Below are 14900 nucleotides of genomic sequence, written 5' to 3'. Positions count from 1 at the left end.
TAAACCAAACCACACAACTGTGGGAGCGAGCCTGCCCGCGAAAGCGGACTGTCAGTCACCACGAGAGGTGTGGCTGATGGCCCTTTCGCGAGCAGGCTCGCTCCCACAGGATTTTCTCAAGCCGCAGCTCTGACCCGATTATTTTTTGTGTTGTTCCACAAATTTCCCATACGCATTGATGAAATTTTGCAGGAACGGCTTGACCGACTCGCTCAATTTGCCCGCCTCGTCAAACGCCGAGCCCGCACCGCCCAGGTACGCTTCCGGCTGCTGCATGCACGGCACATCGAGAAACACGAAAGACTGGCGCAGATGCTGGTTGGCGCCAAAACCGCCAATGGCTCCCGGCGACACGCTGATCACGGCCCCCGGCTTGCCGCTCCAGACGCTTTTGCCATAAGGCCGTGAACCCACGTCAATCGCATTCTTCAAAGGCGCCGGCACCGAGCGGTTATATTCCGGGGTGACAAACAGCACCGCGTCGGAAGAGCCCACCTGCTGGCGGAAAGTGCTGTAGGCTGCCGGCGGTGAATCGCCGTCGATGTCTTCGTTGTAAAGCGGCAGATCGCCAATTTCGACAATCTTCAGTTTCAGTTTCGCCGGTGCCAGCTCGGCCAGTGCCAGCGCGACTTTGCGGTTGATCGATGCTTTGCGCAGGCTGCCGACGACTACAGCGACGTTGTAGACATTGCTCATGGAAGACTCTCGACTGTCCGTGGGAAGAGCCAGTAGTTATAGATGATTCGATGACAGTTTCACCAGCGAGCAAGGGAAATTCCTGCGCGCTGATTATTTTTTTCCTGCAGGAAAACTTACAGGGCTTGATGGCGGTCTACCAAGCCGCAAATCAAGCGTTTTATCTCCAGAGGTTCTAAGCAGATGGCAGCAGTACTCGTCGGTCAGTTCCATGCAAGAGATGCGGAAGGCCGCGTTTATTCCGTGCATGAGTTCCAGGAATCCACCCCGTCGGCAGACGGTTTCACCGGCATGGAGCCTGTCACCACCTACAAACTGGCGATTGGCGATCGAGTCAAGAAGCTCAGCGACAATGAGTTTTTGCTGGTTCAGTCGGACATCACCCTGATCCGCGAACCCGAGCCAACCGTCGCTCAATAACCGCGCGTTATGAGCAGAAGTCATATGCGCAGACTTGGGGTAGGATTCAGCCACTGACCCCACCTGCTGAACATGGACTTCACGCATGCGTTTACGTCATATCGAAGTGATTCAGGCGCTCTTGCAGACCGGTCACCTGGGCACCGCCGCCGAATGGCTGCAGCTCCCGGTGACTGACGTCGAAGAGCGTTTGCGCGAAGCCGAGAGCGAGTTGGGGTTCATGCTGTTCGCCAGCGTGCGCGGTCGATTGCAATCAACGCCCGAAGCGCGGGCGCTGCAGGTGGAAATCGCTCACGTCTATCAGGCGCTGGAGCCGGTGCAGCGCCTGGCCAGCAGCCTCAAGCAATACCTCGCTCCGCCCCTGCGCATCATCGGCACCCCGCCGCTGGCGCAACTGCTGTTGCCGCAAAGCATCGCGCTGTTGCGCCGACGTTTGCCCGACGCGCCCTGCCGTTTGCTCAGCTCGCCCACGTGCGACATCGTTCGCAGCCTGCTGCTGCGCGAAAGCGATCTGGGCCTGAGCCTGCACGATCCGGAACACCCCGACATCCACTGCCAGCCATTGGCCCACGGCAAACTGCAACTGCTCGCACCGCACGGCTGGCTGCAACCGAAGCAGAAGTACATTTCCCTGCAGGATCTCGCCGGCCAGGCAATGGTCGGCCTTGAAGGCCACGACCCGCTGAGTCCGGCATTGGAGAACAAGCTCCAGGCCCTGCGCCCGGCGCCGAGCATCCAGACCCGGGTGCAAACCCACCAGATGATGCGCAGCATGGTCGAGGCCGGCGAAGGCCTGGCCATCGTCGACCCGTTCACTGCGCTCGGTGCACGGGCGGGTGGCCTGGACGTCTGCCCGTTGTCACCGGCGGTGCCGATCAGCCTATATGCCCTGAGCTACCGACACAACGCCATACCGGCCGCGATTCAAACGCTGTTGGCGATCGTCACGGAACAAGCCGAGGGGATGCTGGCGAGCTGAGCGGGTTTTCCAGCGGGTTGTCGAACAGTCGGTACCAGAACAGCGCAATTTCGGCGGTATTCGGGTCTATCCCGCGATAACGCAAATGGTCGATACCGCCAATCTCGTAGCCACAACGTTCGTACAAACGACACGCACCGAGGTTGTTGTTCTGCGTCTCGAGCATGATCCCCGGCAGCTTCTTCTTGCGACTCCAGAACTGCGCGACATCCAGCAACGCCTTGGCGACGCCATGGCGGCGTGCCGGTGCGTGCACCGCCAATTCATCGATGTGGGCAAAACCGTTCCAGTTGGTGCTGATCACCAGATGGCCGACCGGTTCGTCATCCAGATAAGCCATGAAGATCGCGCTGTCGGCGGCGTCGCGATAGCTGCTGAACTCTTCAGGATCGATGCCGTAGCACTTGCGGTACGGCACGATCGGCGTCACCGCCCAGCGCTCGACCGGCTGGCCAATGACTGCCGCGCCATACGCAGCCACCTCGAAACTGAAGTCGCTGCCCCAGATGTACGCCGCAAAACCATCGTCGGCGACGCGCACCGACAACCCTGGGTATTTTGGATTCATGACCGGTTGCATACTCGGAAAAGTCCTCATTCCTTGACGCAATCGACGGTGTACTGCCGTCCATTGCCTTCATCTTCATGTTGCAGTCCATGCACATCAGCGACAAAACCGGGAAAGCTGCTATCGAACGTGCGGGCAAATTTCAGGTAGTCGATGATCGAGCGGGTTGCCTCGGTGAAGCGCTCGCCGGGCATGATCAACGGAATCCCTGGTGGATACGGCACCAGCATCACCGCCGCGACCCGTCCTTCCAGCTCATCGATCGGCACCGCCTCGACCTCGCCGCGCACCAGTTGATCGTAGGCGTGGGCCGGCTTCATGGCGATTTCCGGCAACACCGTGTACATGCGTTTCAGATGCTTGGCCGTGGCGTTGCTGCGGTAACAGGCGTGCAGTTGATCGCACAGGTCACGCAGACCCATGCCGCGATAGCGCGCGGTGTCTTGCTGCGCCACGCAAGGCAGGCAGCTCGCCAGACTGACGTTGGCGTCGTAGCTGCGTTTGAATTCGAGCAACTCGGTGAGCAGCGTGCTCCACTTGCCTTTGGTAATGCCCATCGAAAACAACACCAGGAACGAATACAGCCCGGTCTTCTCCACCACCAGCCCGCGCTCCCAGAGGAACTTGCTGACCACCGCCGCCGGGATGCCCTTCTCGCTCAGCGCGCCGCCGGCATTCAATCCAGGCATGACCAGGGTCACTTTGATCGGGTCGAGCAGCACGTAGTCGTCGCTGACTTCACCGAATCCATGCCAGTCGGCGTCCGGCTGCAGCAACCAGTCTTCGGTCTGCACCCGGTCGATGCCTTCGACGCCGGGCGGCTGCCAGATCGAGAACCACCAGTCATCCGCCGCAATGTGCTGGCGCAGATTGGCCAGCGCCCGGCGAAAACTCAGCGCCTCATCGAAGGTTTCCTGCAACAGCGAACGCCCGGCCGGGCCTTCCATCATGGCCGAGGCCACGTCCAGCGAGGCGATGATGCTGTATTGCGGCGAGGTCGAGATGTGCATCATGAACGCTTCGTTGAAACGATCGCGGTCCAGTTGCCGCGCACCACCATCCTGTACGTGAATCATCGAGGCCTGGCTGAACGCGGCGAGCAGCTTGTGGGTGGAATGTGTAGTGAACACGAGTGGGCTGTCTTCTGTGCGCGAGGTGGCCATGCCATAGCGTCCGGCGAAAAACTCGTGAAACGCCGCATAGGCGTACCAGGCTTCATCGAAATGAAGCACTTCGACGCTACTGCCAAGGCTCTGCTTGATCAGCTCGGCGTTGTAACACAGGCCGTCATAGGTCGAATTGGTCACCACCGCCAGTTTGACTTTCGGCGCGCGGCCCCTGGTCAGCGGGCTGGCGTCAATTTTGGCCTGGATCGACTCGCGGCTGAATTCGCTTAGCGGAATCGGGCCGATGATCCCCAGTTCATTGCGCTCCGGGCACAGGTACAACGGGATCGCGCCGGTCATGATGATCGCGTGCAGCACCGACTTGTGACAATTGCGATCGACGAGCACCAGATCATCCCGACCGACCATCGAGTGCCAGACGATCTTGTTGGCAGTCGAGGTGCCATTGATCACGAAAAACGTGTGATCGGCGCCAAAGTTGCGCGCCGCGCGCTCTTCGGCTTCAGCCAACGGGCCGGTGTGATCGAGCAGCGAACCGAGTTCCGGCACCGACACCGACAAATCCGAACGCAGGGTGTTTTCGCCAAAGAACTGGTGAAACGCCTGCCCCACCGGACTCTTGTGGTAGGCCACGCCACCGCCATGTCCAGGCGTATGCCAGGAATAGTTGGAGTCGGCAGTGTGCTGCACCAACGCCTTGAAAAAAGGCGGCAGCAGGCCATCCAGGTACTTGCGCGCCGCCCGCGCCACTTGCCGGGCGAGAAACGGCACCGTGTCTTCGAACAGATAGAGAATGCCGCGCAACTGATTGAGTTCGGCCATCGCATCGGCCGGGGCATTTTCCAGGGTGACCTGTTCGCCGAGGGCAAAGATCGGCAGATCCGGCGCTCGCACTCGCGCCAGACCGATCAGTTCGGCCATGTTTTGCAACAGATGGGAATTGGTGCTGGCGTCTTCGGCAGCGATGAGCATGCACGCCAGACCATGATGGGTTGACGCCACCAACCGCCCTTCGGTGTAGTCGATGGCCGAAACGATCTTGAAACCTTCCTGCTCCAACTCCCGGGCGATGCCCCGGATACGCTCGCCGGCGACCGTGTCGGCCTTGATGTCGCGGTGGACGATCAACACCGGAAACTTCAAATCTTTGTACATGAGGCTCAGTGTCCCGAGGCGGCGGATCAATGTCTGCCAATGCACTCAGGGTAGAGGGTTGCAGCGAAAGTGGCGAGGGTGGCCAGTTGGCTTCATTCAGCCAAAAGCAAAAGATCGTCCGAACGCGGCCCGAACCTTCGGCAGCTCCTACAGGGATCGCATTCCAATGTAGGAGCTGCCGAAGGCTGCGATCTTTTGATCTTTTGATCTTTTGATCTTTCAGGCTTGAGCATCAGCCTCGGCAATCTGCGTCCACAGCGCCGGGCCACCGGCCGACTTGGCAATGATCTCCAGCCGCGCCAGGTGCTCCGCCAGCTCGTCTTCTGTCGCCCGGATAATCCGCGCAGGCTGACGATTCGCCGGCAGACGACGGATTTCGGTGGCGGAGTTGTCCGCGCCTTCGCCCGTGCCATTGCCGTCGGAAGCGTTGCCGGCCAGCGACAGGCTGGTCTGGCCACCGGTCATGGTCAGGTAGACGTCGGCGAGAATCTCCGAGTCGAGCAAGGCGCCGTGCAGTTCACGACCGGAGTTGTCGACGCCATAACGTTTGCACAAGGCGTCGAGGCTGTTGCGCTGCCCCGGGTGACGCTCCCGCGCCATCATCAGGGTATCGAGAATGGTGCAGTGCTGCGTGATGTCCGCACGATCGTGCTGGCCCATCAAGGCGAATTCGTTGTTGATAAAACCAACGTCGAACGCCGCGTTATGGATGATCAGCTGCGCGCCATTGATGAACTCGAAGAACTCGTCGGCGACTTCGGCGAAACGCGGTTTGCCGACAAGGAATTCGTTGGTGATGCCGTGAACGCCGATCGCTCCCTCATCACTCTCCCGATCCGGTTGCAGGTAGACGTGAAAGTGCCGGCCGGTCAGGCGCCGACCGATCAGTTCGACACAGCCGATTTCAATGATCCGGTGACCATCGGTCACCGGCATGCCGGTGGTTTCGGTATCGAGTACAACGGATCTGGTGGCCATCAGTGTTCAGTTCTCAACGGGGTCAATCTTACAAAAGCGGCGATGTTAACACGCTCACGGTGCGCGTCGCCCGCCACCGCTTGATCGGCGCCGATAACCCTGTAGGAGCTGCCGCAGGCTGCGATCTTTTGATCTTGCTTTCGAAAAAACAAAATCAAAAGATCGCAGCCTGCGGCAGCTCCTACAGGGGAATGCATTCCAGATGGCAGGAGTGAGCCTGCTGCAATCAGCTCTGCTTGTAGCCGCGCACTTCATCCACCCCACGGTTGGCCAATTGGTCAGCCCGTTCGTTACCGTGATGACCAATGTGCCCGCGCACCCACTTCCAGGTGACTTTGTGGCGGTTGACCTGCTCATCCAGCTCTTTCCACAGGTCAGCGTTTTTCACCGGTTCTTTAGCCGCCGTCTTCCAGCCACGTTTCTTCCAGTTGGCCATCCACTCGTTGATGCCCTTCATCACGTACTGCGAGTCGGTCACCAGCAGCACTTCGCAAGGACGCTTCAGGGCTTCAAGGCCACGGATGGCGCCGAGCAGTTCCATACGGTTGTTGGTGGTGTTGGCTTCGCCGCCCCACAATTCCTTTTCCACGCCCTTGCACACCAGCAAGGCGCCCCAGCCGCCCGGGCCAGGGTTGCCCTTGCAGGCGCCGTCGGTGAACAGTTCTACGCTATCGACGCTTTCGCTCATGCCACTCTATCCAGAAAAATGCCTGGCCCCGTCAATCGCGGATCGACGATGGCCGCGGCCGGAGCACGTCCGGCCCCTATAAAAAGAAGGTTTACGGTTCGATACGACGGCGGTTGACCTTGGCCATCGGCAGCGGAATCAGCTTGCCCATCGGCTCGCGGCGCTCCTGACGCACCGGACGCAGGCCAACCACGATCTTGCGCGCGACCAATAAATAGAAGCCACCGCCCGACAGTTGCCAGTCGCCGGCCTTGCGTTCCCAGCCGGCCAGTCGGGCCTGCCACTTGGGCGATGCGAGCGGCGGACGATAGCACCCGAAGCGGCGTTTCTCCAGCGCAAAGCCCAGCAGGTTGAGCCAGTCGGCAACCCGCGACGGCGAGATACAGCGCGCCTGGCGCAAGGCGTCGTGGGCGAAAACATGGCGCAGGCCCCAGGTGCTCCACGGGTTGATACCGATGATCAGCAGATGCCCGCCGGGGCGTACGCTGCTCGCCGCTTCACGCAGCAATCCGTGGGGTGACAGGCAGAAATCCAGACCGTGCTGCAACACCACCACGTCAGCAGCATGCTCGCTCAACGGCCAGGCCTGTTCCTCGCAGACGATCTCGACACCCGGCAACGGCGCGCCGAGCCGCACGTTGCGCTGCACCTGCGGCGCCGACGGCGGGGTCTGCGCCGACGGCCCGTAATGCACCAGGTAGCCGCCGAAAAACCGCCCCAACTCGTCTTCGAGCATGCGTCGTTCTTCATCCAGCAGAAATTGCCCGAGCGGGCCGGCCAGCCACTCACGGGCCGCGCCGATCAACGCCAGCCAGTCGGGATCGGCCTGAGCGAACGCTTTATCGGTCATGTCATTCTCCAACGCCGCTAGAAGCTCTAAGATGCGCCAATGTTTTCCGCTTGGCGAATTCCGACGATGATACAGATCAGTGCCCTGCCCGCGTTCACCGACAACTACATCTGGTTGTTACAGGATCACCGCACCCAGCGCTGCGCCGTGGTCGACCCGGGCGATGCCGCACCGGTGCAGACCTGGCTGGCCGCGCACCCGGGCTGGGTGTTGAGCGACATTCTGATCACCCATCACCACCACGATCACGTCGGCGGCGTCGAACGCCTGAAAGCCGTGAGCGGCGCCACAGTTTACGGCCCGGCCAGCGAAAACATCCCGGGGCGCGATGTGGCGCTCAAGGACAACGACACGGTTAGCGTCCTCGGCTGGGACTTCGATGTCTATGCGGTGCCCGGTCACACCCTCGGCCACATTGCTTATTACCACCACGGCCTGCTGTTTTGCGGTGACACCCTGTTCGCCGCCGGTTGCGGGCGCCTGTTCGAAGGCACGCCGCAACAGATGCACCACTCGCTCAGCCGCCTCGCCGCGTTACCCGAGGATACGCTGGTGTATTGCACCCATGAATACACCCTGAGCAACCTGAAGTTTGCCGCCGCGGTCGAACCGGGCAACCCGGACATTGCCGCCCGTCTGGAAAAAGTCACTCAACAACGGGAAAAAGGCGTGATGACCCTGCCCTCGACGCTGGCCCTGGAAAAGCTCACCAATCCGTTTCTGCGCACCTCTGAAACATTAGTTACACAAAAAGTGGACGAACGGGCAGGCGCTCAAAACCGGGCGCCGAGTGAGGTTTTTGCGGCTCTGCGGGCCTGGAAAGATAAATTCTAAGTGACTCGCCCCCTGGTACAAAAATTCTGAATGGTTGACCGCAGGGGGTGCGCTTTCTAGAATCGCCCGACATTTTTGCCCGGAACTTACTTCCAGCCAATGTCGTCATCCATACGTAAGTCCGTCAATTCAGACACGTTGACCCGCCTGGCCCAAGCCATCGCGGTGGCTGTGTCCGCCACATTGGCGGGCTGTTCCAGCCATGCTCCGCAGACTGAGGCGACCCATACGCCGAACATTGCTGCGCGAGCCAAGCAGAAACCGATCTGGCTCAGCGAAAAGCCCAGCCCGCAAGTGCCTCAGGACATCTGGGAGCGCATGCGCGGTGGTTTCCAACTGCAGGATGGCCTGGGCGTCAACCCGCGCATCGAGCAACAGCGCCTGTGGTTCGCCAGCAACCCCTCTTTTCTCGAGAATGCCGGCGAACGCGGCAGTCTCTACATTCATTACATCGTCGAGCGTCTCGAAGAGCGCAACATGCCGCTGGAACTGGCCCTGCTGCCAGTGATCGAGAGCGCCTACAACCCGATGGCCTACTCTCGTGCCGACGCCTCGGGGCTGTGGCAATTCATTCCGTCCACCGGTCGCTACTACAACCTGCGCCAGACCCGCTTTTATGATGGCCGTCGCGACATCACCGCCTCGACCACCGCCGCGATGGACTACCTGACTCGTCTGCACGACATGTTCAACGGTGACTGGCTGCTGGCCCTGGCGGCCTATAACGCCGGTGAAGGTACGGTGAGCCGCGCCATCGAGCGTAATGAGAAGCTTGGCCTGCCGACCGACTACTGGAACCTGTCGTCGTTGCCGGCGGAAACCCAGGCTTACGTGCCGAAGCTGCTGGCCCTGTCGCAAGTGGTGCTGGCCCCGGAAGCCTACGGGGTGAACCTCAACCCGATCGCCAACGAACCCTATTTCCAGGTCGTCGAAATCAACCAGCGCATGGACCTGTCCAAGGTTGCGGCGGTGGCCAACATCGACGAAGACGAGCTGTTCCAGCTCAACCCGGCCTTCAAGCAGCGCACCACCATCGACGGCCCGCAGCATCTGCTGGTGCCGACGTCCAAGGCGCAATTGCTGACCGCCAGCCTGCAGACCATGCGGCCTGAAGAGCTGATCAGCCCGCGTTCGCTGAAGCCGGTGTTCGACGGTGCCGACCCGACTGAAGTGGCGAAGCTCAAGCGCGCTTACCGGGTCAAACGCGGCGACAACCTCGGTTCCATTGCCAAGGCCAACAAGGTCGAAGTCAAGGACCTGCAGCGCTGGAACAAGCTGACCGGCAAAAACCTCAAGGTCGGCCAGACCCTGGTGATGCAGGACACCACCAAGCGCACCCCGGCGCGCAGCGGTGGCCGGGTCAACACGGTGATCGCTGCCAACAGCAAGACCAAAGGCAAGGCCGACAGCCAGCAGCAGACCCAGTACAAGGTCAAGCGTGGCGACACATTGTATGTGGTGGCCAAGCGTTTCAACGTCGAGATGCAGCATCTCAAGCGCTGGAACCCGGGCGCCGGCAAGGCCCTCAAGCCTGGGCAGATGCTCACGGTTTACCAGCCGCACTGACAGAAGAGCCCCTGAAATTCAGGGGCTTTTTTTATTACCAGAATATTGTCCCTGATGGATTCCTTGTGGTGAGGGGATTTATCCCCGATGGGGCGCGAAGCGACCCCTGCCTTCCAAAAACCACGGGGACTGCTGCGCAGTCCATCGGGGATAAATCCCCTCGCTACAATGCAAACCGGGCAAGCATTGCACGCCGATTAACAGCGCATTAACCCGCTATCTTTTTCCTGTCCAGACAAGCTGTTACTGTACGGCCCACAAAGCCCAAGCCGCCTGGATCGGATCTGACTTGAAGCGTCCCCTCCTCCTGCTCCTGATCAGCCTGGCCTTGAGCTCACCCGCAAGCGCGACGATTACCGAGAGTCACGGTTATGCGCAGTTCGGCACGCTCAAGTACCCGGCCAGATTTACCCACTTCGACTGGGTCAACCCGCAAGCGCCCAAGGGCGGTACGTTGCGGGTGATGGCGTTCGGCACCTTCGATACGGTCAACCCGTACACCTTCAAGGGCACCAGCCCGGTTACCACGCCGAATTTCCTGCAGTACGGCATCAATGAGCTGAACGAGCCGCTGATGGTCGGCACCGGCCAGTATTCGCCGTCCGGTGACGAGCCGGCATCAAGCTATGGCCTGATCGCGCAATCGGTGGAGTACAGCGAAGATCGCAGCTGGGTGGTGTTCAATCTGCGCCCGGAAGCGCGCTTCCACGATGGCACCCAGATCACCGCCTACGACGTGGCGTTCTCCTACCGAACACTGCTCAAGGACGGCCACCCGCTGTACCGCACCGCCCTGCAGGAAGTCTCACGGGTCGACATCCTCAACCCGCAGCGCATTCGTTTCGTGATGAAACGCTCGGGGAACCCGCTGCTGATTCTGCGCCTCGGTGAGCTGCCGGTGCTGCCACAGCATTACTGGAAAGATCGCGACTTCAAGGCCACCACCTTCGAGCCACCGCTGGGCAGCGGGCCGTACCGCATCACCTCGGTGACGCCGGGACGACAGCTGATTTTCGAGCGGGTCAAGGATTACTGGGGCAAGGACCTGCCGGTCAATCGCGGCAAGTACAATTTTGATCGCATGGAAGTCGAGTTCTACCGCGACAGCGACGTCGCCTTCGAAGCGTTCAAGGCCGGTGAATTCGATATCTACATCGAGCATCAGGCGAAGAACTGGGCCAATGGCTACAACTTCCCGGCGGTGCGCCGTGGCGACGTGATCAAGGCGCAGATTCCGCACCAGATCCCGACCCAGAGCCAGGGCCTGTTCATGAACACCCGACGCGCGAACTTCAGCGACGTCAAGGTGCGCGAAGCGCTGGGCCTGATGTTCGACTTCGAGTGGACCAACCGCGCGCTGTTCAGCGACGCCTACCAGCGCACCACCAGCTACTACCCCAACAGCGAATTCAGTGCCAGCGGCCTGCCGGTCGGGCACGAATGGCTGATGCTCAAGCCGTATAAAGATCAGTTACCGGCGAAGCTGTTCACCGAGCCGTTCACCTTGCCGCAGACCGATGGCCGTGGCATCCCGCGAGAGACCATGCGCAAGGCCCTGGCGCTGCTCGCCGAGGCCGGCTGGAAGCTCAACGGCCAGCGCCTGCAAAACGCTGCCGGGCAGCCGCTGAGCTTCGAACTGTTGCTGGTCAACCCGAACCTTGAGCGGATCCTCCAGCCATATATCGAAAACCTCAACAGCATCGGCATCGACGCGCGCCTGCGCACGGTGGATCGCGCCCAGTACAAACAGCGCCTGGACCAGTTCGATTTCGACATGATCCTGATGACCCTCAACCAGACCCTCAGCCCGGGTCTGGAGCAATGGCAGTACTTCCATTCCAGTCAGGTCGGGGTCAAGGGCAGCAAAAACTACGCGGGCATCGCCAACCCGGTGGTCGATCACCTGCTCGAACAATTGCTCGCCGCGCAAACCCGCGACGAACAGGTCGCCGCCGGCAAGGCGCTGGACCGCGTGCTGCTGTGGCAGCACTACAGCATTCCCAACTGGTACCTCAATTATCACCGACTGGCCTACCGCAACCGGTTGGCCTTCGTCACCACGCCGCCCTACACCCTGGGCCTGAGCGCGTGGTGGCTGAAATCTTCGGAGAACAATAAATGACGCCCATCCGCGCCCTGCTCGTGCAGGCCAGCGGTCTGCTGTTCGCCGGGCTGGCGATTGCCGCCCCGCAACATGCCGTGACCCTGTACAACGAGCCGCCGAAATACCCGGCGGACTTCAAACAGTTCGATTACGTGAACCCCGACGCGCCCAAGGGCGGGATCTTCCGCCAGGCCGGATTCGGCGGCTTCGACAGCCTCAACCCATTCATCAGCAAAGGCGTGCCGGCCGATGACGTCGGGCAGATCTACGACACCCTGACCAAGCACAGTCTCGACGAACCGTTCACCGAATACGGCCTGATCGCCGCGAAGATCGAGAAAGCCCCGGACAACAGCTGGGTGCGTTTCTACCTGCGCCCGGAAGCGCGTTTTCACGACGGCCATCCGGTGAGCGCCGAAGACGTGGTGTTCAGCTTCCAGACCCTGACCAAGGACGGTTCGCCGCTGTTTCGCGGCTACTACAGCGACGTAGACGATGTGATTGCCGAAGACCCGCTCAAGGTGCTGTTCAAGTTCAAGCACACCAACAATCGCGAGTTGCCGCTGATCCTCGGCCAGTTGCCAGTGCTGCCGAAACACTGGTGGGCCAATCGCGATTTCACCAAGGGCAATCTGGAAATCCCGCTGGGCAGCGGCCCGTACAAGGTCGCCGAAGTGAAGGCCGGGCGCTCGGTGCGCTATGAGCGCGTCAAGGACTATTGGGGCAAGGATTTGCCGGTCAATCGCGGCTTCTACAACTTCGACGTGATGACCACCGATTACTACCGCGACAACACCGTCGCCGTCGAAGCGCTGAAGGCCGGGCAGTTCGATTACTGGCTGGAAATGACCGCGAAGAACTGGGCCAACGCCTACAACATTCCTGCGGTCACCGAAGGTCGGCTGATCAAGGAACAGATCGCCAACAGCAACCCGACCGGCATGCAGGGCTTCGTTTTCAATTTGCGCCGTCCAGTGTTTCAGGATGTGCGGGTGCGGCAAGCGCTCGGCCTGTTGTTCGATTTCGAGTGGACCAACAAACAGCTGTTCAACGGTGCCTACTTCCGCACCCGCAGCTATTTCGAGAATTCGGAAATGGCCGCCACCGGCCTGCCCGATGCCGAACAACGGGCGATCCTCGAACCGTTCCGCAGCAAACTCCCGGCGCAGGTGTTCAGCGAAGCCTTCGAGAACCCCCAGACCGACGCCAGCGGCATGATCCGCGCCCAGCAGCGCGAGGCCTATCAACTGCTGCAAGAGGCCGGCTGGAAGATTGTCGACGACAAAATGGTCGACGCCAGCGGCAAACCGGTGGTCATCGAGTTCCTCCTCGCGCAGACCGAATTCGAACGCGTACTGCTGCCGTTCAAACGCAATCTGGCCGACCTTGGCATCGATCTGGTGATCCGCCGCGTCGACGTTTCGCAATACATCAACCGCGTGCGCTCACGGGACTTCGACATGATGGTCGGCAGCTTCCCGCAATCCAATTCGCCGGGCAACGAGCAGCGCGAATTCTGGATGAGCGCGGCCGCCGATAAACCGAGCAGCCGCAACACCATGGGCCTGAAGGATCCGATCGTCGATCAACTGGTGGAAAGCCTGATCAACGCCGATTCACGCAGCAGCCTGGTGGCGCATGCCCGGGCGCTGGATCGGGTGCTGCAATGGGGTTACTACGTGGTCCCCAACTGGCATATCAAGACCTGGCGCGTGGCTTACTGGAACCACATCGGTCACCCGAAAGTCTCGCCCAAATACGACATCGGGATTAACACCTGGTGGGTCAAGCCTGACGCGAAACCCGCCATAGAAGTCGAAACCAAACTGCAAGCCGACCCTGTGGGCACGGAGTAATCAGATGCTGGCGTATATTTTTCGGCGACTGCTGCTGATCATCCCGACCCTGTTCGGCATTCTGCTGATCAATTTCGTGATCATTCAGGCCGCGCCCGGCGGCCCGGTGGAGCAGATGATCGCCAAGCTTGAAGGCTTCGAAGGCGCCACCAGCCGCATCGCCGGTGGCGGCGCCGAAGTCTCCGTGGCCGGCTCCGCCTACCGCGGCGCGCAAGGTCTGGACCCGGCGCTGATCAAGGAAATCGAGCACATGTACGGGTTCGACAAATCGGCCCCGGAACGCCTGTGGATCATGGTCAAGAACTACGCGAAGCTGGACTTCGGCGACAGCTTCTTCCGTGACGCCAAGGTCATCGACCTGATCAAGGAAAAGATGCCGGTGTCGATCTCGCTCGGGCTGTGGAGCACGCTGATCATGTACCTGGTGTCGATCCCGCTTGGGATCGCCAAGGCCACGCGGCACGGCAGCCACTTCGACGTGTGGACCAGTTCGGCGATCATCATCGGCTACGCGATTCCGGCGTTCCTCTTTGCGATTCTGCTGATCGTGGTGTTTGCCGGCGGCAGTTATCTGGACTGGTTCCCGCTACGCGGCCTGACCTCGAACAACTTCGATCAACTCAGCCTTGGCGGCAAGGTTCTCGATTACTTCTGGCACCTGGCACTGCCGGTGACGGCGCTGGTGATCGGCAACTTCGCGACCATGACCCTGCTGACCAAAAACAGCTTTCTCGACGAGATCAACAAGCAGTACGTGGTCACCGCCAAGGCCAAGGGCCTGACGCGCAATCGCGTGCTCTACGGCCATGTGTTCCGCAACGCCATGCTGCTGGTGATTGCCGGGTTCCCTTCCGCGTTCATCGGCATCTTCTTCACCGGCTCGTTGCTGGTGGAGGTGATCTTCTCCCTCGACGGCCTGGGCCTGATGAGTTTCGAAGCGGCGATCAACCGCGATTACCCGGTGGTGTTCGGCACCCTGTTCATCTTCACCCTGCTGGGGCTGGTGGTGAAACTGATCGGTGATCTCACCTACACCCTGGTCGATCCGCGTATCGACTTCGCCAGCCGGGAGCATTGAG

13 protein-coding genes are annotated in these 14900 nt (G+C 60.7%); 7 read left to right on the top strand and 6 right to left on the bottom strand.

Translation table 11 applies throughout. The annotated features are described in order from the left end of the window. Positions 1 to 138: 138 nt before the first annotated feature. Entirely contained in the window at positions 139 to 696 is a 558-nt protein-coding gene (locus AB1J88_RS04805; protein WP_430290369.1) for an NADPH-dependent FMN reductase, read from the bottom strand. A 183-nt stretch (positions 697 to 879) separates the two neighbouring features. Between AB1J88_RS04805 and AB1J88_RS04800 the strand changes: the two genes are divergently transcribed. Then, positions 880 to 1116: a hypothetical protein gene (locus tag AB1J88_RS04800; RefSeq protein WP_041067263.1), complete on the top strand. Its 237-nt coding sequence runs from the start codon at positions 880 to 882 to the stop codon at positions 1114 to 1116. Positions 1117 to 1201: 85 nt separating this feature from the next. Beyond that, entirely contained in the window at positions 1202 to 2095 is an 894-nt protein-coding gene (locus tag AB1J88_RS04795; RefSeq protein ID WP_430290368.1) for a LysR substrate-binding domain-containing protein, read from the top strand. Here the strand turns inward: AB1J88_RS04795 and AB1J88_RS04790 are convergent. From AB1J88_RS04790 to AB1J88_RS04770, 5 genes are all read right to left on the bottom strand, one after another. Next, positions 2061 to 2675 carry a GNAT family N-acetyltransferase gene (locus AB1J88_RS04790; protein ID WP_041067268.1) on the bottom strand — a complete coding sequence of 205 codons (615 nt, stop codon included), beginning with the start codon at positions 2673 to 2675 and terminating at the stop codon, positions 2061 to 2063. The two genes, AB1J88_RS04795 and AB1J88_RS04790, sit on opposite strands and share 35 nt — an antisense overlap. A 14-nt stretch (positions 2676 to 2689) precedes the next feature. Beyond that, positions 2690 to 4945: an Orn/Lys/Arg decarboxylase N-terminal domain-containing protein gene (locus AB1J88_RS04785; RefSeq protein WP_086792760.1), complete on the bottom strand. Its 2256-nt coding sequence runs from the start codon at positions 4943 to 4945 to the stop codon at positions 2690 to 2692. Between the two features lie 219 nt (positions 4946 to 5164). Beyond that, a complete protein-coding gene (gene dnaQ, locus AB1J88_RS04780; protein WP_047293706.1) occupies positions 5165 to 5923 on the bottom strand; it encodes a DNA polymerase III subunit epsilon in 759 nt (252 codons plus the stop codon). Between the two features lie 226 nt (positions 5924 to 6149). Further along, positions 6150 to 6611, bottom strand: coding sequence for a ribonuclease HI (rnhA, locus tag AB1J88_RS04775; RefSeq protein WP_003224162.1), 462 nt, complete (start codon positions 6609 to 6611; stop codon positions 6150 to 6152). Positions 6612 to 6702: 91 nt separating this feature from the next. Beyond that, complete coding sequence (locus AB1J88_RS04770) at positions 6703 to 7461, bottom strand: methyltransferase domain-containing protein (RefSeq protein ID WP_003224159.1); 759 nt, start codon at positions 7459 to 7461, stop codon at positions 6703 to 6705. A 66-nt stretch (positions 7462 to 7527) separates the two neighbouring features. Between AB1J88_RS04770 and gloB the strand changes: the two genes are divergently transcribed. From gloB to AB1J88_RS04745, 5 genes are all read left to right on the top strand, one after another. Then, positions 7528 to 8295, top strand: a complete 768-nt coding sequence (gene gloB / locus AB1J88_RS04765) for a hydroxyacylglutathione hydrolase (protein ID WP_430290367.1) — start codon at positions 7528 to 7530, stop codon at positions 8293 to 8295. A 99-nt stretch (positions 8296 to 8394) separates the two neighbouring features. Continuing rightward, positions 8395 to 9861, top strand: coding sequence for a LysM peptidoglycan-binding domain-containing protein (locus tag AB1J88_RS04760; protein WP_430290366.1), 1467 nt, complete (start codon positions 8395 to 8397; stop codon positions 9859 to 9861). Between the two features lie 289 nt (positions 9862 to 10150). Continuing rightward, entirely contained in the window at positions 10151 to 11983 is a 1833-nt protein-coding gene (locus tag AB1J88_RS04755; protein WP_430290365.1) for an extracellular solute-binding protein, read from the top strand. Further along, positions 11980 to 13821 (top strand): extracellular solute-binding protein, encoded by a 1842-nt coding sequence (locus tag AB1J88_RS04750; RefSeq protein WP_430290363.1) that lies wholly within the window; start codon positions 11980 to 11982, stop codon positions 13819 to 13821. Before AB1J88_RS04755 ends, AB1J88_RS04750 begins: the two co-directional genes overlap by 4 nt. Before the next feature lie 4 nt (positions 13822 to 13825). Then, on the top strand, positions 13826 to 14899 hold the full coding sequence (locus AB1J88_RS04745) for a microcin C ABC transporter permease YejB (protein WP_041067287.1): 1074 nt from the start codon (positions 13826 to 13828) through the stop codon (positions 14897 to 14899). Position 14900 lies beyond the last annotated feature (1 nt).

The sequence above is a fragment of the Pseudomonas sp. S8 genome (assembly GCF_050473925.1).
Classification (GTDB): domain Bacteria; phylum Pseudomonadota; class Gammaproteobacteria; order Pseudomonadales; family Pseudomonadaceae; genus Aquipseudomonas; species Aquipseudomonas parakoreensis.
Note: the sequence above shows the minus strand (reverse complement) of the source record. Positions and strands in the feature narration are given on the sequence as shown.

What these genes read in the sequence shown, in the direction of transcription:
- AB1J88_RS04805 (WP_430290369.1), bottom strand. Translation starts at nt 696, where the DNA reads ATGAGCAATGTCTACAACGTCGCTGTAGTCGTCGGCAGCCTGCGCAAA.
- AB1J88_RS04800 (WP_041067263.1), top strand. Translation starts at nt 880, where the DNA reads ATGGCAGCAGTACTCGTCGGTCAGTTCCATGCAAGAGATGCGGAAGGC.
- AB1J88_RS04795 (WP_430290368.1), top strand. Translation starts at nt 1,202, where the DNA reads ATGCGTTTACGTCATATCGAAGTGATTCAGGCGCTCTTGCAGACCGGT.
- AB1J88_RS04790 (WP_041067268.1), bottom strand. Translation starts at nt 2,675, where the DNA reads ATGCAACCGGTCATGAATCCAAAATACCCAGGGTTGTCGGTGCGCGTC.
- AB1J88_RS04785 (WP_086792760.1), bottom strand. Translation starts at nt 4,945, where the DNA reads ATGTACAAAGATTTGAAGTTTCCGGTGTTGATCGTCCACCGCGACATC.
- dnaQ (WP_047293706.1), bottom strand. Translation starts at nt 5,923, where the DNA reads ATGGCCACCAGATCCGTTGTACTCGATACCGAAACCACCGGCATGCCG.
- rnhA (WP_003224162.1), bottom strand. Translation starts at nt 6,611, where the DNA reads ATGAGCGAAAGCGTCGATAGCGTAGAACTGTTCACCGACGGCGCCTGC.
- AB1J88_RS04770 (WP_003224159.1), bottom strand. Translation starts at nt 7,461, where the DNA reads ATGACCGATAAAGCGTTCGCTCAGGCCGATCCCGACTGGCTGGCGTTG.
- gloB (WP_430290367.1), top strand. Translation starts at nt 7,528, where the DNA reads ATGATACAGATCAGTGCCCTGCCCGCGTTCACCGACAACTACATCTGG.
- AB1J88_RS04760 (WP_430290366.1), top strand. Translation starts at nt 8,395, where the DNA reads ATGTCGTCATCCATACGTAAGTCCGTCAATTCAGACACGTTGACCCGC.
- AB1J88_RS04750 (WP_430290363.1), top strand. Translation starts at nt 11,980, where the DNA reads ATGACGCCCATCCGCGCCCTGCTCGTGCAGGCCAGCGGTCTGCTGTTC.
- AB1J88_RS04745 (WP_041067287.1), top strand. Translation starts at nt 13,826, where the DNA reads ATGCTGGCGTATATTTTTCGGCGACTGCTGCTGATCATCCCGACCCTG.